Raw genomic sequence first — 22,834 nt, 5'->3', positions numbered from 1 at the left:
TAAGTTATTAAAATAAACCTTTTTTCCCATAAAGGAAATATAAAGCGAACTATTCTTAGTTGTTTTATATAACAAAGATAACAAGTAATGCATTTATGATTAAATGAATTTAATTTTTTATGTAGATTATTTTAGTATTCTAAAAAGAAAAACCACCAAATTGATATACACTTTGGTGGTTTTTTATTTTTTAATAATATAAAGTTACTCTATTCCATTTGAGAAACAATAAACTCTGTACGTCTGTTAAGCTGATGCTGCGCTTCAGTACATTTAATGCTACCATCACAATTATTGACAAGTCTTTCTTCTCCATAACCATCATATGAAATAATTCTATTTTTATCTACTCCATTTTTAATTAAATAGTCGTAAGTAGATTTAGAACGTTTAATAGAAAGACCTTTGTTATATTTGGCAGGACCTCTAGAGTCGGTGAAAGATTCAATTCTAATAGCCATTTTAGGATGTTTATTATTCATTAAATCGATAATTTCGTTTAATTCAGAAGTATCTTGATTTCTAATTGTAGCCTTATCGAAATCGAAATAAATAGGGGCTAATTTAATAATTGGGGAAGGTTCTATCTTATCATCTTCAATTTTATTTAAAATAAAATCTTCAATTATTTTAGATGTTTTCTTATCTGTATTTGTAGATGTTGTATTACGTGATTGTTCTGTATAACCATCTTTTATAACCTGCAATATATAATCGGTATCTCTATCAATGTTTATATCAAAATGACCATCGCTATCAGTTTCAACAAATGCAATAATGTTGCCAACGGTGTCTAATAAATTGATTTTTGCATTTTGTAGGGGTAAATTAGTTTCACCATCTTTAACAGCGCCTTCTATTTTTAATTGAGGCGTTTTATCAAAAGCATAAATATCATCACTACCAACGCCACCATCACGATTTGAAGCAAAATAGCCAGAAAGTCCATTTTCATTTAAAAAGAAAGAGAAATCATCTTTACTAGAATTTACAGGAACACCTAAGTTTATAACGTTATTAATGTTTTTATCCTTATCGGAAACTGTTGCAAAAATATCTAGTAATCCTAAGCCTTGGTGCCCATCGGATGAAAAGAAAAGGACATCCTCTTTATTTAAAAAAGGAAATTTTTCATTTTTATTAGTATTTACAATTTTACCCGCGTTTATTGGCTCTCCTAAACTACTATCATTATTTATTGAAACATAATAAATATCCGATCCTCCAAAGCCTCCAGACATATCCGAAGCGAAATATAATTTTGATTCATCATTATTTAAAGCAGGATGTCCAGTAGAGTAGGAGCTACTATTAATAGAAAGATCTTCTATGTTTTTCCATTTACCATCGATTAATGTTGCGCGATAGATTTTTAAATTAGTAATGCCTTCATCATTTTTTCCTAAAACATTTTTATTAAAATCGTTTCTAGAGAAATAAATAGTTTTTCCATCTTTCGTTATAGTAATTGGTCCATCATGAAAAACAGAGTTAATGTCACCTTTTAATTTTGATTTGTAATCAATTAAACTGTCATTCGCATTTTTTTCAGTTACATAAATATCTAAAAACGGTTCTTCATTCCAACCATATCTATGTTTTGTTAATACTCCTTCATCTCTAGCTGAAGTAAAATAAATATTACCATCGTGTTCTATAGCGCCAAAATCACTAAATTTTGAATTAAATTTTACATCTGTTAAAAAATATTGTTGTTTGGCATTTAGTACAGATTTTAAGAAATCTTTATCATTGGTTAACTGGTCCTCATTAATAATTCCACCTTCATTTTTATATCGCTTCATCAAATTGCGATAACCTTTATAATCTTTTACACCACGTAATGCTTGTGCATAATTATAGTAATATTCAATTGGAATATTTTCTTGTTCTACAGCTTTTTGATAATATACAACTGCACTATCTGGGTTTCGCATAAAAGCATAACTATCGGCTAATTGTCTGGTAGCGTAATCTGCGTTAAAATCTTTATGGATTAGCTTAGTATATACCTCTTTTGCATCAGCAAAGGCAAATGAGTTGAATAATTTATCTGCTTTTTTTTGCATGCCATACTGTGCGAACACAGTAATGGAAACAAGCAAGAGCATACTTGTTAAGTAGTAATTTTTTAATTTCATGGGTCTTTATTTAATTAAAAAAATATAAGTAGGTTTTATGTTAGGTAAAACACACATGATTATATGTATATATTATTCCATTTTTATTACTATAAATTGTGTACGTCTGTTTAACTGATGATCTTTTTCTTCACATTTTTGTCCATCTTCACAACCATTGGTTAATCTGCGTTCTCCAAACCCTTGGTGCTCTGTAATTCTTTCTGCTTTTACACCATTAGAAACTAGATATTCGTAGGTGGAATTGGCCCTATCAATAGATAGTTTATCGTTGTAAGATAGAAGTCCTCGAGAATCTGTATGCGACTCAATTCGTATTACCATTTCCGGATACACGTTTAACATTAGATCTACAATTTTATCCAATTCTAAAGCGGCATCAGGACGAATATAATGCTTGTCGAAGTCGAAATAAATAGTATTTAATTCTGCAAGCTTAATTACATTTGGTACTGGATTTAAAAGTAAATTGGCTGTAATTGATGTTAACTCAGTTTGTATATGTTTTGACGTAAATGTTCTATAGTCATCAATATATTTTTTTTGACTTGCGATAATTTTATAATCTTGATTTCTATCGATATTGATTTGATAGAAACCATTTTCATCAGTTGTCATGTATGCTATCTTTTCTCCTTTAGAGTTTAGAAGTTGAATTACCGAATTAGGAATTGGCTTGGAGTTAATAGCATCGGTTACAACACCTTCTACTTGCAACACAGGTTTTCTATGATACGCATAAATATCATCGTCACCACGTCCTCCTGGTCGATTTGAAGCAAAATAACCTGTGATACCATTAGGATTCATACTAAATGAAAAATCATCTTTATTTGAATTTATTGGAACTCCTAAATTTATTACGTCTACAACTTCATCAGCTTTTTCATCTTCACCTTTAATAGTTGCAAAAATATCTAGTAAACCAAGGCCTACGTGTCCAGCAGAGGAGAAGAATAAGGTGCCTTCATTATTTATATACGGAAAACCATCGGCTTCTTCTGTATTGATTATAGAACCAACATTAACCGGTTCAGCTAAAGTACCATCGGTATTAATATCTACCACATAAATATCCGATCCACCATGACCTCCTGGTCTATCGGATGCAAAATATAACTTGTTGTCGTCTTTATTTAAAGCGGGATGCTGTGTTGAAAAATCGTCACTATTAATGGATAAATCTTCAACATCTGTCCAAACACTGTCGCGTAATGTGGCCCTAAATATTTTCATATTGGTTAAACCCTTAGCATCTTTTACTTCAACTTGGTCTTTATAGTTGTTTCTAGAAAAATACATGGTTTGGCCATTTTTGGTTATAACCGCTGGCCCATCATGATAAATAGAATTTACATCGCCTTTAAGCTTTGCTGTGTGGTTTACATTTCTTCTTGTGCCTGCTTTAGCAACGTAGATATCTAGAAAGGGCTGTTCATTCCAACCATATAATCTTTTAACAGCTACACCTTCATCTCTTGAAGAGGCAAAGTATACTTGTCCATCTTGTTCAAAAGCACCAAAATCACTATACTTAGAGTTAAACCTTACTTTATCTAGGAAATATTGTTGTTTTGAATTAAAGACACTTGTAATAAAATTTAAGTCTTTTGAGAAATCGTTAGAATTAACAACACCACCAGAATCTTTAAAGGTTTGTAACCATTTTCTAGATTCGTCATATTTTTTCATTCCTCTTAAAGATTGTGCGTATTTATAGTAATACTCAACAGGCACATTATCTTGTTTTACCACACTTTTATAATATCTAGATGCATTTCTAGGATCGCGTAATAAGGCATAACAATCTGCTAATTGCCTAGTTGCATAATCTCTATTATAATCTTTTTGAATAAGTTCGCGATAAACGTTAGCAGCTTTTACGAACGAAAATTTATTAAAAAGGGTATCCGCTCTTTTTTGTTTTCCTTGTTGAGCAAAAGCATTAATACTTAATATTAAGGCGATACAAACCAATATGTAATTTTTTAGTTTCATATATAAGGTTTTATTTCTTTTTGTTAGTTAAGCCTATTTAAATTAGTTATTTGATAATGCTGCAATAATATGATTTCTAGAAGTATCTAGGAGATTTTAATTTTGAACTCAAGAATTTGAATTCATAAATTAATAACACCTCATGAGTTCCGGTAGTATAATCGGCAATTTCTGAAATTGGTTTTTCGTAAGCATACCCTAAACGCAATTGTCTTGATATTTGAAAATCAACAATACCTCCAATAGCGGCTGTTTGTTCGTTTATTCTATATGATCCACCAAGCCATACTTTTTCTTTATAAAGAAAATTAGCAGTTAAGTCATATGAAACAGGAGCACCGTTTGTTGCTTTTATTAAAGCAGCTGGTTTAAATTTAAAATCTTGACTGATATCTAATACTCCACCAACTGTAAAGTAATAACTGACTCTTTCAAGGGCTTCGAAATCGTTTTTATTATTAATATCGTTGTTCAATATTCTTGGTGCAGATAAACCTGCATATATACGATCTGTACTCCAGTAAACACCTGCACCAATATTTGGTGTCCATCTATCTTCAGATCCAAAAATTAATGGATCCGTTAAATTAGAGGTTTCCAATCTGAAATCAGTATCAAAACTAAATTGTGTAAAACCTCCTTTTAAACCGAATGCTAGCTTCCCGTTTTTTCCTGTTGGAATAGAGTAGGAGAAATCTGCATACAAATATGAGAAGTTCTGAGGTCCTAAATCATCTTCAATAAAAGATAAGCCCACACCAATACGATCGTTTCTTAACGGTGTATGTATCGATAATGTTTGTGTAATTGGGCCGCCTTTAAAACCAACCCATTGGCTTCTGTGCAATCCAACAATGCTTAATGCTTCTCGGCTACCAGCATATGCTGGGTTAATTGAGATTGTATTGTACATGTACTGCGTAAATTGAGGTAATTGTTGCGCAAATCCAACCGTACAAGTAAACAATGCAAGAGCAATTATGTTTTGTTTTAAAAATTTCATAGGTTAATTTTTTATTTGGTTCCTAAATATACAGGGCCAGTTAAAGGTTGCAATCCACTATCTTTTAATTGAATAATATAATAATATGTTCCATTAGGTAATTTACCGTTGTTTCCAATGGCAGATTTAGGAGAATACCCATCCCAATCTCCCTGACTACCTGAGGTAGACATGCTACCTAAAGTATAATTTGAAGATTCGTAAACTAGTGCTCCCCAACGGTTAAATAATTTTACGTTGGCAACAAAGCCGCATAAATCAATTCCTGAAATATCAAATGTATCGTTTATACCATCACCATTTGGGGTGATTGCTGTAGAAATACTTATATCATTTTCTCCACATGGTAATACATCACAATCGGCATGAATATTCATGGTGATTTCAGTAATGCTTATACAGCCGTCATTTGTAGTTGAATATCTGAATACATAATCAATACCTCCATCGTTTGGTAAAAAATCAGCACTAAGTTCAAGTCCTGTTGGATCAAAAAGGTTATTAGATAAGGTTGCTTTTAAATCGCCTTCTAACATTTCCCAAGTGCCATCTGTATCTAAAGTTTCATCAATAAATTCATTTAAATCCACAACACCTTCTTTATAACACCAATCTGGTGCTACTATATCTGTATAAATCTCGTCTAAAGCAACGTTTAAAGTTTGTGTGTAAGTTTCCGTATTATCACAAGCATCACTAACTTTCCAAGATCTTACTATTTGATAATCTGCTAAAATTGTTTTATCAAATGAATTTGTTTCGCTGTATTCTATAGTAATATCAGCTGAACAATTATCAGTAAACTCAACAGTTGGAGCATCTGGAATATCTGTACAACTAACGTCCAATACAGTTTCAAAAGTTGTAGACGGCGTTGGTGCAGTTGTATCTGTTATTGAAATTATTTGAGTATGTTCTACTTTAAGGTCACATTCATCTGTTGCAGTCCAAGTTCTAGTAATAGTGTAATTTGAAGGGCAGTCGCCATCCGTTCTTACGTCGTTAACTTCTACTGTTGCAGTTCCGCAATTATCAGTAGCTGTTAAAATTTCAGCATCAGGAATCGCATCGCATTCTACATCTAGAGTTGCAACTGGCAAGGTGCCATCAAATACTGGTAATGTCGTGTCTTGCACTGTAATAATTTGTGTATAAGATGCTTTGTTTTCACAGCTATCTTCTGCTGTCCAAACTCTTGTAATAGTATAATTAGATGGGCAATCACCAAGTGTGATGATATCCTGAGATGTAACTGTTGCTGAGCCACAAGAATCTTCCGCCTCTATTATTTGAGCAGCAGGAACATCATTGCATTCAACTACTAAATTAGGACTTGGTAAATCGCCACTAAATTCTGGAGGAGTAGTGTCTTGCACAGTGATAGTTTGTGTAAAACTAGTTGTTAAATTAGCAGCATCTGTTATTGTCCAGGTCCTTTCTAATATATAATTATTTGTACATGATCCATTTGTACGTTCTTCATTAAATGTAATAATTGCTGTATCGCAATTATCTGCGCCAGTTAATGTTTCAGGGGTAGGAACAGCATTACATTCTATCGTTAAAGTTTCCATTGGTAAATCTTCAACGAAAGTTGGATTAATATTATCTACTACGGTTACTGTTTGTGTACAGTTACTTATATTGCCTTCAGAGTCTGTTACCTTCCAAGTTACTTCTGTATCTCCAATAGGAAAAGATTCAGGCGCATCGTTTTCTACTATAACACTTGTACAATCTTCAATATCTAAAGTTCCTAGTTCAACATTTGTTGCGTTACAAGAATCTTCATCTACAAATATTGAAATATCTGCAGGACAAACCACTTGAGGTATATTACCATCTGTAACGGTTATTGTCTGTAAGCAAGTTGTTTCATTTCCAGAAGTATCAGTTACTGTCCATGTTACAATTGTTTCACCTAAAGCAAATGGTTCTAAGGCGTTATTTAAAACAGATGTTATTTCACAATTATCATCGGTAGTAGGTAGTCCTAAATCGACGTTAGTTGCAGTACATTGACCTAAATCGGCGGTTACTTCAATATCCGAAGGACAAGTAATGGTAGGGAAAATGTTATCTTCTACAGTTACGTTCTGTGTACAGTTTGAAATATTATTAGCTTCGTCTGTCACAGTCCAAGTTACTACAGTTACTCCAAGAGGAAAAGAAAGAGGAGCGTCATTTACTATGGTGAAAGAAGTACAATCTATGGCATTAATTGATCCAAGATCTACGTTTGTTGCTTCACAAGAATCGGCATCAACAAAAACATTGACATCGGCAGGACAAGTTATTTCAGGTGCATTACCATCTGTAATTGTTACTATTTGTTCACATGGATCACTATTATTCGTGCCATCGTTAGCTATCCATGTTATAGTTGTTATTCCAATAGGATAAGAAGCTGTAATTGCTAAGCCATCAGAACGGGTTGCGGTATAAGTGAATGCAGTTGCACAGTTATCGGTTGCTGTTGGTTCTGTAATGTTAACATTAGTATATTCACAACTTTCTGCATCAAGCTCTAAATTAATAGGACTTGGGCAGGTGATTATAGGTTTTTGGGTATCTGTAATAGTTACTTTTTGCGAACAAGTTGTTTCGTTTCCTGAAGTATCAGTTACGGTCCATGTTACAATTGTTTCACCTAAAGCAAACGGCTCTAAGGCGTCATTTAAAACAGATTCTATTCCACAATTATCATTGGTAGTTGTAAGTCCTAAATCGACATTAGTTGCAGTACATTGTCCCGGATCGGCAGCTACTATAATATCCGCAGGACAAGTAATAGTAGGAGCTACATTATCTTCAACAGTAACAGTAGCATCACAGGTTCCTTCGTTTCCATAAGCGTCTGTAACAGTTAAAGTAACTGTATTTGCACCAATATTTGTACAATCGAATATGGTTTGAGAAGCAGAAAGAGAAACGTCGCCACTACAATCTGAAGAGCCATTATCGATATCAATAGGTAAAATAGTTACAGAACCAGATTCATCTAAATAAACTGTAATATTTTTGCAGGCAATAGTAGGAGCAATGTTATCTTCTACAGTTACAGTAGCATCACAGGATGATTCATTTCCATAGGTATCAACCGCGGTTAATGTTACTGTATTATCTCCTAAGTTTGAACAGTCAAAACTTGTATTAGAAATACTAAGTGTAACAGAGGAACAAGCATCGCTAGATCCATTATTAACATCCTCTGCTGTAATAGTTGCATTTCCAAAACTATTTAGTTGAACAATGATGTCTTGGCAAACAACATTAGGAGCAATATTATCTTCTACATTTACCGTGGTAGAACAAGTATCGGTATTACCATTATTATCTGTAACTGTTAATTCTACAGTATTTGCACCAATATTATCACAGGTAAATGCTGTTTTATTTATGGATAACGTTTGTATTCCGCAAGCATCATTAGAACCATTATCTATGTCATTAGCAGTAATTGTTACATTTCCTGTAGCATCTAATTGTGCTGTGTAAGATTGACATATAACTGTTGGCTTAACGTTATCTTGGACAGTAACAGTTGCTGTACATTGTTCAGAATTTCCACTGTTATCGCTAACAGTTAGTATAACTTCATTTGGTCCAATATTAGAACAGTCAAAATCAGATTTTGATATTGATAAAGAACTAAGTCCGCTACAATCTCCAGAACCATTGTCTACATCTCCAGGAACAATTGAGGCTGTACCAAATTCATCTAATTGAATAGTTATATTTTGACAAATAATTTCGGGAGCTACATCATCTATAACATTTACTGTAGTAGTACAAGTATCAATGTTTCCAGCAGTATCAGTAACAGAAAGTGTTACTGTATTTGAACCAACATCACTACAATTAAAATCAGTTTTATCTAAAGTAACACTAGCTATGCTACAATTATCAGTAGAACCATTATTAATATCTTCAGGAGTTATTGATGCATTTCCAGCACTGTCAATACTAATATCTATAGATGCAATACAATTAGCTTCTGGAGCGATATTGTCTTCTATTGTAACTATAGTGGTACAAGTAGATTCGTTATTACTGCCATCTGTAACTGTTAGTGTTATTGAGTTATCTCCAAGGTTAGAACAATCAAAAATTGTTTGAGAAGCAGAAAGAGTAACTGTACTACAGTTATCATTAGAACCACCATCAATATCCGATAGATTTAAAGTAGCATTACCATCATCATCTAACGCGATAGTTGTTGTTTTACATAAAGCGGTAGGTAATAAATTGTCAGCTACTGTAACTTGAGCAGTACAAGTTGCTGTATTATCATTATTATCTGTTACAGTAAGTATTACTGTGTTAGTTCCTAAATCGGTACAAGTAAATGTTGTTTTATCTAGTTCTAGAGATTTAATTCCGCATATATCGTTTGAACCATTATCTACAGAGCTAGCTTCTAATGTAGCTTCTCCATCGGCATCCAAGTAAATTGTAGCACTTTGGCAAATAGCTGTTGGGGCTATATTATCGGTTACGGTTACTGTAGATTCACACGTAGCAGTTGCTCCGTATTGATCTGTTACAGTTAGTGTTACTGTATTGGCTCCTATATTAGAACAATTAAAGGTAGAAGGTGCAGCAGATAATGTTACGTCACCACTACAAGCAGATGATCCGTTGTCAATTTGTTCTCCCGTAATTGTTACATTTCCACTAGCATCTAAAAACACCTCGATATCTTGACAAATGGCGGTTGGTGCTGGAGATGGCATTTTTGTGATTTTTTGCGTTACATATGTAATATTTTCACAATCATCAGTTATACTATATGTTCTTGTAATTATTTCAGGTGACCCATTATCAGATTTATCGTCAACAAATGCTACCACCGGTGTTATTCCAGAGTTATCTTTTAAATCTGTTACGGTTAAGATATCAACTACAGGAAGTTCTTCACCACATATAATACTAACATCTTCAGGAGCCTTTCCTGTAGGAGGAGAGTTTTTATAATCTTGATAATTAATAGGTATTATTATTGGCGCAGCTATTGTTTCTCCAATACAGTTGCCATCCATTTCGTAACCTTGAATTAAAGTAAGATTAAAAGGGGCGTCAGATATAGCGCCTACTCCACTAATTTTACCATTAACAGAAACAATTTTATCTAAATTATCTGAAAAGAAAGTACAGTCTGTTGTTACCGTTAGCGAGAAACTAATGGTTGCTAAAACAAAATCTGGATCACTCGGAACAGGTAAGGTTCCAATATTCCAAACTATAGCTCCGTTTGTTCCAATTGTACTATCATATACATAATCTGTTGTATTAGAAACAGAACTATCAACATCAGTTGTTACTTTTAAGTTGTTCGGGTCTACAGAATCAGGAAGCGGTATTGTTAATTTTGTGTTATCCGTAGCTTCAGATCCTGCATTTTTAATTTCAATAACATAATCTGCACTTTCAGATGGTTCTAACTCTGTGTTGGTGTCACTAGGAGTAGTCCCATTTAGTGATGCAACACTTAACAGACCTTGTGGTTCAGGGATATAGGCATCTACAGAAAAGGTAACATTAAAAATAATATATGTATCCTGAGTAGAATTATATCTAAACCTAGTGTAATCTTGGTTATTAGCAATTAGCGATTTACTTGAGTTTTCAATATTTAGTAAAGCAATATCTACTCCCGAATTATTTGCTAACTCTGGCGTTCGCTTTCCAGGAACTCCATTATGGGTGTATATTGAAGAATTAAAGAAATTAGTTGCAGAGTTGCCTGTGTGACTTAAATCTTGATATGTGTTATCGTTTAAGGTTGCTAAATTATTTTTATCATCATTGCCATCTGGCACAATTATAGAAAATTTGTCTCCACCAATAGTGACATCACCTTCACCGGCCATAACGCCTAATTTTACATTAACGTCCCCTTTTTGTACAGCCTTAAAACCATTTACATCAATAAATTCCTCTCCACCTTGCGATGCAACATACGCATAACCATCAAAAACGGTAATATCACGCCATTTCATTTTAGAGTTTGAGTAAACAACAACTAATCCCCAACCACCATAATAACCAACAGGGTAGCCATTACCTTCTACAGTAGCAATGTTTGCAATAGTATACTCTCCGGCACCACCATTATTACTAACAATTTCGGTAACATCAGCATAAGCCGCATACATATTATTATAGTTTCCATCAGGGAATTGAATGTCGGTAGCGACTACTTCTTCATAGTTAGAGCTTGGTCCTTTTATTAATACTTTAGTTTTATCAAAATTTTTAGTTTCACCATCTTTTGTAACTGTAAAAGTATTTGGATTACCATCTCCATCGAAGTTATCATCAACACCATCAACTCTAGCTCTTCCTGTCCAATACAAACCAGCAAAAACAATGCTAGAACATTCTGGGTCAGCTCCATTTTCGGTTGAAAAATCTAAAACTGCAGAAGAAGAATTGAATGTTTTGTCATCTCCATCAATATCGACATATCGCATGTCTTCACCGTTATTAGAGGTGTCATCATAATCTACTAACGTTAGGTTGGAGTTCCCTATCATAGAGAAATCACCTTTAATGTTATATGAAGACTCTCTAGGTGTGAAGTCGACCACTACTTGACTATTCCCTTTAAAAACTGATGAGAAAAGCAAAACAGCAAAACACATCAAACCAAATGATGTATTAAATTCTGAAAATTGTTTAGTGTAGAATTTTTTCATTTCTTAATTTTATTAAATATCGAAATATTATTTTATGATGGTTTTTCTGATGTGTAAAAAACACGAATTTTACTATTTGATATATTTTTTACAAAACCTTTAATTTGCTCATTGCTGCATTCAAAAAGGCATTTAATATATAAATATTTTAATTCTGTTAATCCATTTTCGCTTGGTAAGCTAATAGGGTCATATAAATCACTCAAGCTTTTTAAGGTTATTGTAATTAATTCAACATTATTATAATTCAATCTATCTTGTGTCACTAAATTTAAAGAAGAAATATCGTCAATATTTACTTTTACAATATTGCCATCACCATATTTGTTTTTTAATCTGTTTTCTCCTAAATAAACCGTTGGATGTAGTTTTTGAGATAAATTATAAAATTCCGCTCTAGTATTTGTTCCTTTAGACTTTGCTGCAGATACTCTATAAAACTGATTAGAATTATTTAATTCATAAATCCCATTTTCTTGAGCATTACATTCATAGATGGACAAAAGTGATATACCGCAGAAAAGTATAAAGCTTTTTAATATATTAGATAAATTGTTTTTCATAGCCATTCATTTTTACTATAACTTAATTTCTTTGCACGCTTAATTACAAATTAGTTTTAAACATGTACTATTTGCATCCTATAAATAAAATATCAAAACCTTTTTTGAAGAAAAAACAAAATGATAAAACAATGTGAAATAATGTTAATTTTGTCTCTAAAATTAGATTTGGGATCATAATTTTCCTATGCTATTTGTTGATCAAAAGAAAGCATTGAAGGCTTGTTAATCAAATATAAATGGTAAATCACTAAAAAAATCGTTGTAAGGTTATTTATTCATCTATAAATAGTTTTTAACACATATTTAATGATATCAACTGTTTGCAAAAGTTTAATACATTAAAAAGATAATTGCTGATTTTTTTTAATATTTTTACCATATAAATTAGTTGAATTTTATTGAATAGAATATTGTTTTGTCGATAAAAAACAACGCTTTATCGATAATAATGAAGAAATTAATTTTAGTCCGTCATGCCAAATCATCTTGGAAACATAATGTAATTGATCATGAACGACCATTAAATAATAGAGGGTTGGAAGACGCTCATCTTGTTTCTAAATACTTTTCTACCTTTAAAATCATGCCAGACTTACTTATTTCAAGTGATGCGAATAGGGCAAAAACAACAGCAGAAATTTTTATTTCTACTTTAAATATTTCTAACAAAATAGTACAGTATAACCACGAAGTTTATGATTTTTCAGGTGAAATGCTCACGCGAACTATAAAGTCTTGCTCAAAATCTATAGATTGCTTAATGGTTTTTGGCCATAACCATGCTGTTACAGATTTTGCAAATAGTTATGGGAATAAAATTATTGACAATATTCCTACTTGTGGTGTTGTTGTTATTGATTTTGAGACCAGCGATTGGAATGATATAAAACCAGGTAATACCATTGAGATAATTTCACCAAAAGACTTGAAATAAGTAACTTAAGTGTTGTTGAGTGCTTGATTTTATATAATTCATCGATAAAGTGGGTTTTTGAGATTATTTTGAATTAAAAATTTGATAACTATAAATTTTTGTTTTTTTACATCGAAATAGAATATATTTGTTTCTTACATGTTTTCAACTTAAAAGTACAATGACAAAATCCGAACTCGTCCATAGTAATACTTATATCAATAGAGAAATAAGCTGGTTGCAATTTAATGCAAGAGTATTGCAAGAAGCTTCATCTGCCAATGTACCATTAATAGAACGCCTTCGTTTTTTAGGTATTTTCTCTAATAATTTAGATGAATTTTTTAAAGTGCGTTATGCTACGGTTAAGCGAATTGTAGAAGCCGGAAAAGGTGGGAAAAACGAATTAGGTGGTATAAAAGCTAAAGAGTTACTCGAAATAATTACTCAAATTGTAATTAAGCAGCAAAGCGAAAGTTTAGATATTTTGAGTATTATAAAATCTGAATTAATAAAAGAAGATATTTATATTATTAATGAAACTCAAATAGATGCATCGCAGCATGAGTTTATTAATAATTATTTTATTAAAACAGTAAGTCCTGCTTTAGTTACCATTATTCTTAACGATTTGGTTGTACTTCCAAATTTAAAAGATAGTGCGGCCTATTTAGCTGTGCGCATGTTAATGGGTGATGATAAAAAACAATTTGCGCTAATAGAAATACCAAAAACTATAGATCGTTTTGTTGAGTTACCTAAACAAGGCAATAATAGTTACATTATATTAATAGACGATTTATTGCGCTATTGTTTAAGAGATATATTTAATATTTTTGATTATAAAACTATTTCGGCTCATATGATTAAAATTACCAGAGATGGTGAATTAGATTTTGATAGTGATTTAAGTAAAAGTTTTATTGATAAAATATCTGATAGTGTAAAACATAGACAGCTTGGTGAACCGGTTCGTTTTGTATACGATAAAACAATACATAAGGAAACTTTAGAGTATTTAATGTCTAAAATGGGTATTGATGGTACAGATAGCATTATTCCTGGTGGGCGTTATCATAATCGTCGAGATTACATGGGTTTCCCTAGTTTAGGAAGACAAGATTTACTTTATGATAAAATTGAACCATTACCAATTAAAGGACTTAGTTTTCAGGAAAGTATTTTTAAAGCCATAACTAAAAAAGATTATTTGCTACATACGCCATATCAAACATTTTCGTATGTGGTTAAATTTTTGCGTGAAGCGGCCTTAGACCCAAAAGTTAAAACTATTAAAATAACTATTTATCGTTTAGCTGAAATTTCTCATGTTGCAAGTTCTCTTATAAATGCAGCCATTAACGGAAAAACGGTTACGGTTTCCATTGAGTTGCGTGCCCGATTTGATGAGCAAGCAAACATTGATTATGCCGAGCAAATGCAAAGCGAAGGTATTAATATGATATTTGGGGTTGCTGGTCTAAAAGTGCATAGTAAAATGTGTGTTGTAGAGCGTGAAGAAGGTAAAAAACTAAAACGTTATGGATTTATAAGTACGGGTAATTTTAACGAATCTACAGCAAAGATTTATACAGATTATACGTTGTTCACCGCCGATCAGCTTATACTAAAAGATGTCAATAAAATATTCAGCTTTTTCCAAGCTAATTATAAAATTTACAGCTACAAACATTTAATTGTTTCTCCTCATTATACTCAAAAAACAATTTTCAAATTAATTAATAAGGAAATTGAACATGTTAAAAACGGAAAAAAAGGCTTAATTCGTTTAAAGATGAATAGCGTTTCGAGTTACACTATGGTAGATAAACTATATGAAGCTAGTCGTGCTGGTGTTAAAATACAAATGATTGTTCGTGGTATTTGTTGTTTAATTCCAGGTATTAAGGGGATGAGCGAAAATATTGAAGTAATTAGTGTTGTAGATAAATTTTTAGAACATTCTAGGATTTATATGTTCGGAAATAATGGCGATCTAAAACTATATATTTCATCTGCCGATTGGATGAGCAGAAATATTGAAAATAGAGTAGAAGTTAGCTGCCCTATTTATGATAAAGATGTTCAGAATGAAATAGTAGATACCTTTAATATTAGTTGGAACGATAATGTTAAAGCTAGAATATTAAACAACTCACAAGAAAACCAATATAAAGTTAACACTAAAGAAAAAGTTCGATCTCAATTTGCGGTTTACGATTATTACCTTAAAAAATTAGAAAACTAATATGCTTTCAATTAAAAAATATGCGGCCATAGATATTGGTTCAAATGCAGTCCGGTTATTAATATCTAATATTATTGAACAAAAGGGTAAGCCTGTTCAGTTTAAAAAAAACTCATTAGTTCGTGTACCTATTCGTTTGGGAGCCGATGTTTTTATTAAAAATAAAATTTCTAAAGAGAATACTATTCGCATTTTAGACACTATGTTAGCTTTTAAATTACTTATGAAATCTCATAAGGTGGTTAAATATAAAGCTTGTGCAACTTCCGCAATGCGAGAATCTGCTAACGGAAATAAAGTAGTAGAAGCTGTGTTAGAACACGCTGGCATAAGCATAGATGTTATAGATGGAGAAGAGGAAGCTGCAATAATTGCGGCTACAGATTTAAATAAATTTATAGATCCAAATAAAATATATTTATATGTTGATGTTGGTGGCGGAAGTACGGAGTTTACAGTTATTGACCACGGGAAGCACATCATTTCTCGTTCGTTTAAAATAGGTACGGTTCGGCTTTTAAATGATATGGTTGGTAAGGAAACATGGAAAGAGCTGGAGATGTGGATTGATATTAACACCAAACACTTCGAAAAAATTGAAGTTATTGGTTCTGGTGGAAATATTAATAAAATTTTTAAAATATCTGGTAAAGCGATGGGGAAACCTCTAACTTACTTCTATATGACATCTTATTACAACACGCTTCAAAGTTATTCTTACGAAGAACGTATTACCGAGTTAGATTTAAATCAAGATAGAGCAGATGTAATAATACCAGCCATGAGAATATATATGTCTGCAATGAAGTGGAGTAGAGCAAAAAATATTTACGTTCCTAAAATAGGATTAGCCGATGGTATCATAAAAAGTATATACTACGATACGGTTTCGAGCAATACACAGTAAAATTTTGCACTTTACCCTCAATAATTGCGTGCTTTTAATTTTATAATATATATTCGTATAGATATTATAAACCCAAACTATTAGTTATGAAAAAAATAGTCCTATTTACAGTTTTTATAAGCCTATCATTTTATGGTTTTTCGCAAGATGTAAAATATGGAGTGCGTGGTGGTTACAATATTTCGAACTTAGATTTCGATAATCCATACGCTATAGAGAATAAACATAGAAACAGTATGTATTTCGGTGCATTTGCAACTATTGGTTTGAATAAAACATTATCATTAATGCCAGAATTTCAGTTTTCTGCAGAAGGGGCTAATGAAGAAAAAATTAATTTAGATTATCTACAAGTACCAATTTTAGTTAGATTTCGAATAAGCGAAAAATTTCATGCAGGTATTGGTCCACAAGTGGGATTAAAGATTAATAAATTTGAAGATGGTATTCGAAATTTCGCCTATTCAGGAGTTGCTGCTGTTGAGTATAAAATAAATTTAATGCTCTTTGCAGATGTTAGATATACTTATGGTTTTTCTAATGTATTCGATGAGCCTTTAGGTATAACTGCAAGAAACAGAAACATTCAACTTGGAGTTGGCTACAAGTTTTAAAGATAAAATTATTAAGCTTGGTTAAGTTGTAAAACGAACTTGGTAATTTAACCATGTATAGTTTCCGACTTGCTTAAGTTTAGCATAATTTTAGCCTCATATTCAAGAAGTTCTTGCCATTTGGCATCAACTTCTTTTTTTTCGCCGTATTGTCTCGCAAAGCCTAAAAACATGGTGTAGTGATTAGCTTCACTTACCATTAAATTTCTATAAAACTCGGCAAGTTCTTTATCTTCTAATTCTTCCGAAAGCAATCTGAAACGTTCACAACTTCTAGCTTCAATTAAAGCCGCATAAAGTAATCTATGCACTAATTGTGTTGTTCTGCTTCCTCCTTTAGGGAAAAACTTTAAAAGCTCGATAACATAGTCGTCACGACGATCTCTACCTAAAACCCAGCCATGTTCAATAATTTTATCGTGTACCATTTTAAAATGGCTAATTTCTTCTTTAACTAAAGCAACCATTTCTTGCACTAACTCGGTATATTCAGGAAAACTAACAATTAGTGAAATTGCCGTACTCGTTGCTTTTTGCTCGCAAAAGGCATGGTCGGTTAATATTTCTTTAATGTTTTTTTCTACAATATTTACCCAGCGAGGGTCGGTTGGTAATTTTAAGCCTAACATATTAAATGGTATTTGAGAGCAAATTTATTTCTTTAATTTCAATTGATCCTAAGGAATTAATTAAAATACTAAAGTCTTTGTAAGTTTCGGTTTCTAGAACTCGAAAAGACGTATTTAATTGTACGTATTGTTCTGTAGAATGTTCATGGTCTATCCAAACATGTTGCATAATAGCATGCTTCCAAAATTCCGTATTAGCATAGTTTTTAAACAGACCTTTATTTATTAAACCTTCAGTAATTAATTCACCATGTATTAAAACCTTTAATTCAGCTTCAAAATCTTTATAAAGCGTTTCTTGAGCGCTTTGGTCTTCCGCTGTGATAATATTCGAAATAAAATTGTTTTCAATAGAATTGTATTTCAATTTTACTTCAAATCCTGAACTTAAAATGGTATCGGTTACAATAACAACAGGTTCTTCAGGTGTAAACTTTACTTTTTTAGAAAAAGATTCTAATAAATTCGTGCTTTGTAAAACATCACGGCTATTACTATACTTACGGTCTTGTCCATCGAAGTGCGCAAAAACAATTGAAATAATAAGTATTAAAAATATAAGTTTCTTCATGTTTTTTATTGAAATTAATACGACTAAATACTTTCAAAGATACCAAAATTCACGCTAATGCTCTAAATTTATAAAAGGGTGATTAATAGAAATGCTTGTAATAAAGACAGGTTTTAAATTCTGGTATTATTATTGATTGATTAGTATTACCTTTAAATCTATATATTAGATACCCTCGATTAGTTTGAACAAGAAAAGTAATTTAAATTTCTATAAAAACATTTCTAAAAGCAGTTTACCATTGGCTGATCTTTTAAAAGATGAAAATCTGTTTTTTAATGTTCCAGAAAATTGGTCTATAGTGGTGACAGATATTGAAAACTCTACAGATGCTGTGGCGAGAGGATTTCATAACGATGTAAATTTAAGTGCAACAGGAAGTATTATTACCGTTTTAAATACTTTAAAATCTGTGAATAGTAAAATAAAAATCCCTTATTTTTTTGGTGGCGATGGATCTACGTTTATTGTTCCCAATAAAGTTTTAAAACCCATTCTGTTGGCTTTAAATAATTACAGCCAGCATATTAAAAAATCTACAGAGCTAAATTTAAGAGTTGGTTATTTAGAAGTAGAAAAAGTGTATGCAAATAACGTGACTTTAAGAATCACAAAACTTAGGCATAATAAATATTTAACCACACCGGTGGTTTTAGGAAATGGTCTTAAATATGCCGAGCAAATTATTAAAGAAAGTTTTAAAACATCAGATATTTATAGCGAAAAAGTAACCAAGCTTAATTTAAAAGGGATGGAATGTCGTTGGGACGAAATATACCCTAATAAAACTGATAAAAAAGTAATTTGTCTACTTGTGGATTGTGATGACGAAAACATACAAGCAGAAGTATACAGTGAGATTATGACCGAAATTGATTTAGTTTTTGGAACTTTAATTAACCGAAACCCCATTTCTAGCGATAAGTTAAAACTAGATCCATCTTTAGAAAAAATCAGAAAAGAGATGTATGCTAGAATCGGCAAATACCGCCTCAGTTATTTAATAAGCAATTGGTTTATTACTTTAATTGGTGTGGTTTATTTTAAATTTTTTAAAGCAGGAAAACTTCAGAAAAAACGTATCGCTCAATTAACCGATACCATTATGCTAGATGGTTTCCTAAACACTGTAATTTCAGGAACCGAAGCGCAGGTTGAAAACTTAAAAAACTTCTTAAATAGGCTAGAAGCCGAATATAAAATAATTTACGGTATACATATTACTCATGCCTCTATAATGTCTTGTTATATAGAAGATCGTGAGGAAAAACACATTCATTTTGTAGATGGTACAGAAGGTGGTTACACCAGTGCAGCTGTTATGTTTAAAGAAAAGCTTAAAAAGCTAGAGTTGAGACGATAAAACCGACTAAATTTTTTCTTGTTTGATATTGAAAACATAATTTTTGTTGTATTCAAATGTGATCATGTCAATAGTTTACATGAATTTATGACAATTATTCTGAAAAAATGACAGAAATATTTATCTAAAATTTAAAAAAATGTGTTTGGTATTTTTTTTGTTTTATACGCCATGAAATCATAAAGGTTTCAAGTTTGAAAAACATGTTTAATTTAAAATTTTGTAATTATGAGCAATTTAGTAAATGTTCCTAAAGGCGGAAGTTTAGCAAAAACAAATTCAAATATAAGCTTCCCAAGTAACTCTAATTGGTTGGATGATATTTTTAACAGAGATTTCCCTTCCGTATTTACTTCTAATTTTAATACAGATGTCTCGTTACCAAAAGTAAATATTAAGGAAACTGCCGATGCCTATGAAGTCGAAATGGCTGCACCAGGTTTAAAAAAATCAGACTTCAAATTAGATCTAAACAATCAAGTGCTATCTATTTCTACAGAGAAAAAAGAAGAACATGAAAAAAAAGAAGAAAACTACACCCGTAAAGAGTTTGGTTATACTTCTTTTAAAAGAACCTTTACCTTACCTGATACGGTAAATGATGAAAAGATTACAGCCAATTATCAAGATGGTGTGTTAAATATTCTTTTACCTAAAAAGGAAGAAGCAAAACAAAAAACAGCTAGAAGTATCGAGATTTCTTAGCAGTTGGCTAAACTATAAGGCAAAAGGGATATTAGATTATTAAGTGAGGCTGATTTTTTTCAGCCTCACTATATTTAACACCATGTATTGTGAAAATAAATTATGGTTTAATGCATAAAACAAGTGTTTAACTTAAAATTTAAACTAATGAAAAAGTGTATTTTAATATTAGCAGTTGCATTATTAAGTGTGAATTGCAGCGGCCAAAAAAATGAAAATAAAAAAGCTGAAATAACAGGTACAGAACAACCTAAAGGTTCATGGAAAGTAGATAAGGAATTTGATGAAAATGGTAATTTAATAAAATACGATAGTATTTATTCTTGGTCTTCTAGCAACAATATAGACGCGTTATCGGCTATGGATAGAGATAGTTTAATGCAAAGTTTTAAGTCGAAGTTTTTTAATAATTACTCGAGATTTGAACATCAAGGATTTGAAAACCTTTTTTCTGAAGATTCCCTTTTTAGTAATCATTTCTTTAATGATGATTTCTTCGGAAGTGATTTCGGGACAGATTTTATGGATATAGATAATATCACTCAAGACCTATTTTCGAAACAAAAACAGTTTTTAGAAAAGTATCAGTCTGAGTTTGTTTTACCAGAAGAAGATAAGGAATAGCGAAAGCTATTCTTTATGTGTTAGTTGTTATTTCATGCCATTCTTCGGAATAGTAAGTAATCCAATTAATTTCGTAATGCCTTTCCTTCACAATACTTGGATTAAATGGAATATTTTCTTCATTGTTTAATCCAGCATTTCGTATTGCCTAATGAATTCTATATATTATGATAACCTCGAAGCTCTTGATGAATATTAGAACGTTCCTTATTTAATTGATCTATATATTCTGTACAAGTATGAAAATATAGATTTTTTTTCTCTTCTAGATTCTGATAAATTTGACTTAAATTTCTTAAACCCTATAACTTTTCCTATTTCAATACCTAATTCAGTTAGCTCACATCTTAGTTCGAATAACGGTTTTGATAAATCATACGTTTCTAAATTATATACTATTCTTTTTGTGTCAAAAGGAATATCGGATGTGTGTTCCGTCTTCTAAAGCGAAGTATAGATATAAGTCATAATAATCTCTTTGATTTAGCTATCTTTCTCAATACTATTTCTGTCAAGTCGTCTAAACTGTATTTATTCTCTTTCCTATCTATTCCTATATTTTCATTGGGTGGTTTTTAATTGGGTACAACGTTTAGCTATTGTTAATACGGGATTTAGAAGCACTGAACTTTCGGTTAATTACCTAGCCAGATCTTTTTATTTTGTTTTACCTTTTTCAATATTAAAACTAAAATAAAAGATTTGACGGACTTAGTTAAAAAAGCACTAAACTTAATTTTAAGCACCAAAACCCGCATTAATTATAGTTTTTTATTTACATTTTTGATTATATAAACGTTCCCCTTCTTTTTGTCCCATTTTTTTTAAGTATTCCCAATCTATACAAGATTTTTTATTGTTATTTATAATAAGGTTGGTATAAGCTCGGTTATAATAGGCGTCAAAATATAAGGAGTCAATTTTCGTAACTTCATTAAATTTATCTATAGCCTCGATATAATTTTTTTTGGTGAAATCAAAAATTCCCTCATTATATAGTTTTAGCGACTTATCTTTATCTTTAATAGACAAGTTTTTTCCTTTTCTTGAGCTTATTTCATTGGTATTCGTATTTATGCTAATTCCATACATTCCGCTAAACCTAGTAAAAGAAGCAACAAAATCCACAACATGATTATACTTTTTTCCAATTTCAACTGGAATAAAATCTATTTTTTTTAATTCTTTGATTAATCTATTTTCTATGATTTTGAAAATTTCTATATTTTGTTTTATTTCAACACTATCAATTTTGCCTAAGGTGTTTATATGAAATTCACCAATTAAATAGCCTTGTTTAAATTTTTTGTCTTTTGATGTACTAAAATTCTTTTTTTTTAATGATTTTGAAATAATGGTACTTAAGTCTTTATTTTCTTTTAATTTGGGTTCTAAATATTTCTTAGCTTTTATAGTACTATCATTTAGAAAAGTAAGTAAGTTGTTTTTTATTAAATAATTAATTAACTTTTTAGACTCTATAAAATAAAGTCTGTTTTTTTTGTCATCTGTAATGTTAATCTCTCCCTTTTCACAAATTATTAATTCTGTATCAGTTAATTTTTCAATAGTATATTTTTGATTTCCAACAGTCAATTCAGAGTCTTTAATTTTATAATTTGCGGCAGGTTTAATTGAGTTTATTGTAATTTTATCTATTGATTTAAAATGGTATTCGGTGAATGAATTTTTCGTATTGAGTCGATCATGTATAACACTCCCATCTTTTCTTTCTGCATTAATTTTCAACCATTTTGTACCTATTAAATTTTGACTAGAAAGATTAAGACTAAAAATTAAGATAATTAGAAATATTTCATTTTTCATTTTTTTATTACACATAACAAATAA

General features: G+C 31.2%; 15 protein-coding genes. 7 read left to right on the top strand and 8 right to left on the bottom strand.

Annotation, left to right across the window (positions count from 1 at the left end):
• Positions 1–209: 209 nt before the first annotated feature.
• The 5 genes from M4I23_RS06615 to M4I23_RS06595 all read right to left on the bottom strand — a co-directional run bounded on the left by M4I23_RS06615 (position 210) and on the right by M4I23_RS06595 (position 12,406).
• Positions 210–2,141, bottom strand: a complete 1,932-nt coding sequence (locus M4I23_RS06615; protein WP_249753861.1) for an OmpA family protein — start codon at positions 2,139–2,141, stop codon at positions 210–212.
• Positions 2,142–2,213: 72 nt separating this feature from the next.
• Positions 2,214–4,139: an OmpA family protein gene (locus tag M4I23_RS06610; RefSeq protein ID WP_249753860.1), complete on the bottom strand. Its 1,926-nt coding sequence runs from the start codon at positions 4,137–4,139 to the stop codon at positions 2,214–2,216.
• A 76-nt stretch (positions 4,140–4,215) separates the two neighbouring features.
• Entirely contained in the window at positions 4,216–5,142 is a 927-nt protein-coding gene (locus M4I23_RS06605; protein ID WP_158849554.1) for a type IX secretion system membrane protein PorP/SprF, read from the bottom strand.
• An 11-nt stretch (positions 5,143–5,153) separates the two neighbouring features.
• Positions 5,154–11,843, bottom strand: a complete 6,690-nt coding sequence (locus M4I23_RS06600; RefSeq protein WP_249753859.1) for an HYR domain-containing protein — start codon at positions 11,841–11,843, stop codon at positions 5,154–5,156.
• Between the two features lie 32 nt (positions 11,844–11,875).
• Positions 11,876–12,406, bottom strand: a complete 531-nt coding sequence (locus tag M4I23_RS06595) for a hypothetical protein (protein ID WP_158849558.1) — start codon at positions 12,404–12,406, stop codon at positions 11,876–11,878.
• A 451-nt stretch (positions 12,407–12,857) separates the two neighbouring features.
• Here M4I23_RS06595 and M4I23_RS06590 point away from each other — a divergent pair, with 451 nt between their 5' ends.
• The 4 genes from M4I23_RS06590 (at position 12,858) to M4I23_RS06575 (ending at position 17,091) form a co-directional block, all read left to right on the top strand.
• The gene (locus M4I23_RS06590; RefSeq protein WP_158849560.1) at positions 12,858–13,343 is read left to right on the top strand and encodes a histidine phosphatase family protein; all 486 of its coding nucleotides are present in this window, start codon (positions 12,858–12,860) and stop codon (positions 13,341–13,343) included.
• Between the two features lie 160 nt (positions 13,344–13,503).
• Positions 13,504–15,570, top strand: coding sequence for a polyphosphate kinase 1 (gene ppk1 / locus M4I23_RS06585; RefSeq protein WP_249753858.1), 2,067 nt, complete (start codon positions 13,504–13,506; stop codon positions 15,568–15,570).
• A gap of 1 nt (position 15,571) precedes the next feature.
• Complete coding sequence (locus tag M4I23_RS06580) at positions 15,572–16,477, top strand: Ppx/GppA phosphatase family protein (RefSeq protein WP_158849564.1); 906 nt, start codon at positions 15,572–15,574, stop codon at positions 16,475–16,477.
• An 86-nt stretch (positions 16,478–16,563) separates the two neighbouring features.
• Positions 16,564–17,091: a porin family protein gene (locus tag M4I23_RS06575; protein ID WP_249753857.1), complete on the top strand. Its 528-nt coding sequence runs from the start codon at positions 16,564–16,566 to the stop codon at positions 17,089–17,091.
• A 47-nt stretch (positions 17,092–17,138) separates the two neighbouring features.
• Here M4I23_RS06575 and M4I23_RS06570 read toward each other — a convergent pair whose 3' ends face one another.
• Positions 17,139–17,720, bottom strand: a complete 582-nt coding sequence (locus M4I23_RS06570) for a tRNA-(ms[2]io[6]A)-hydroxylase (RefSeq protein WP_158849568.1) — start codon at positions 17,718–17,720, stop codon at positions 17,139–17,141.
• 1 nt (position 17,721) lies between these two features.
• Positions 17,722–18,291, bottom strand: a complete 570-nt coding sequence (locus M4I23_RS06565; RefSeq protein ID WP_249753856.1) for a hypothetical protein — start codon at positions 18,289–18,291, stop codon at positions 17,722–17,724.
• Positions 18,292–18,475: 184 nt separating this feature from the next.
• Between M4I23_RS06565 and M4I23_RS06560 the strand changes: the two genes are divergently transcribed.
• The 3 genes from M4I23_RS06560 to M4I23_RS06550 all read left to right on the top strand — a co-directional run bounded on the left by M4I23_RS06560 (position 18,476) and on the right by M4I23_RS06550 (position 20,983).
• A complete protein-coding gene (locus M4I23_RS06560) occupies positions 18,476–19,654 on the top strand; it encodes a DUF3095 domain-containing protein (protein ID WP_262922235.1) in 1,179 nt (392 codons plus the stop codon).
• 228 nt (positions 19,655–19,882) lie between these two features.
• Positions 19,883–20,359, top strand: a complete 477-nt coding sequence (locus M4I23_RS06555) for an Hsp20/alpha crystallin family protein (RefSeq protein WP_249753854.1) — start codon at positions 19,883–19,885, stop codon at positions 20,357–20,359.
• A 147-nt stretch (positions 20,360–20,506) separates the two neighbouring features.
• The gene (locus M4I23_RS06550; protein ID WP_249753853.1) at positions 20,507–20,983 is read left to right on the top strand and encodes a hypothetical protein; all 477 of its coding nucleotides are present in this window, start codon (positions 20,507–20,509) and stop codon (positions 20,981–20,983) included.
• 771 nt (positions 20,984–21,754) lie between these two features.
• On the opposite strand, the gene M4I23_RS06545 is transcribed toward M4I23_RS06550, so the two are convergent.
• Complete coding sequence (locus tag M4I23_RS06545) at positions 21,755–22,810, bottom strand: hypothetical protein (protein WP_249753852.1); 1,056 nt, start codon at positions 22,808–22,810, stop codon at positions 21,755–21,757.
• Between the last annotated feature and the right edge of the window lie 24 nt (positions 22,811–22,834).

This window comes from Algibacter sp. L4_22, from assembly GCF_023473045.1.
Lineage (GTDB): Bacteria > Bacteroidota > Bacteroidia > Flavobacteriales > Flavobacteriaceae > Algibacter.
This window is presented reverse-complemented; position numbering and strand designations above follow the sequence as displayed.

Bases quoted from the DNA above. Each gene is read 5' to 3' on its own strand.
- M4I23_RS06615 (WP_249753861.1), bottom strand. From the start codon at position 2,141: ATGAAATTAAAAAATTACTACTTAACAAGTATGCTCTTGCTTGTTTCC.
- M4I23_RS06610 (WP_249753860.1), bottom strand. From the start codon at position 4,139: ATGAAACTAAAAAATTACATATTGGTTTGTATCGCCTTAATATTAAGT.
- M4I23_RS06605 (WP_158849554.1), bottom strand. From the start codon at position 5,142: ATGAAATTTTTAAAACAAAACATAATTGCTCTTGCATTGTTTACTTGT.
- M4I23_RS06600 (WP_249753859.1), bottom strand. From the start codon at position 11,843: ATGAAAAAATTCTACACTAAACAATTTTCAGAATTTAATACATCATTT.
- M4I23_RS06595 (WP_158849558.1), bottom strand. From the start codon at position 12,406: ATGAAAAACAATTTATCTAATATATTAAAAAGCTTTATACTTTTCTGC.
- M4I23_RS06590 (WP_158849560.1), top strand. From the start codon at position 12,858: ATGAAGAAATTAATTTTAGTCCGTCATGCCAAATCATCTTGGAAACAT.
- ppk1 (WP_249753858.1), top strand. From the start codon at position 13,504: ATGACAAAATCCGAACTCGTCCATAGTAATACTTATATCAATAGAGAA.
- M4I23_RS06580 (WP_158849564.1), top strand. From the start codon at position 15,572: ATGCTTTCAATTAAAAAATATGCGGCCATAGATATTGGTTCAAATGCA.
- M4I23_RS06575 (WP_249753857.1), top strand. From the start codon at position 16,564: ATGAAAAAAATAGTCCTATTTACAGTTTTTATAAGCCTATCATTTTAT.
- M4I23_RS06570 (WP_158849568.1), bottom strand. From the start codon at position 17,720: ATGTTAGGCTTAAAATTACCAACCGACCCTCGCTGGGTAAATATTGTA.
- M4I23_RS06565 (WP_249753856.1), bottom strand. From the start codon at position 18,291: ATGAAGAAACTTATATTTTTAATACTTATTATTTCAATTGTTTTTGCG.
- M4I23_RS06555 (WP_249753854.1), top strand. From the start codon at position 19,883: ATGAGCAATTTAGTAAATGTTCCTAAAGGCGGAAGTTTAGCAAAAACA.
- M4I23_RS06550 (WP_249753853.1), top strand. From the start codon at position 20,507: ATGAAAAAGTGTATTTTAATATTAGCAGTTGCATTATTAAGTGTGAAT.
- M4I23_RS06545 (WP_249753852.1), bottom strand. From the start codon at position 22,810: ATGAAAAATGAAATATTTCTAATTATCTTAATTTTTAGTCTTAATCTT.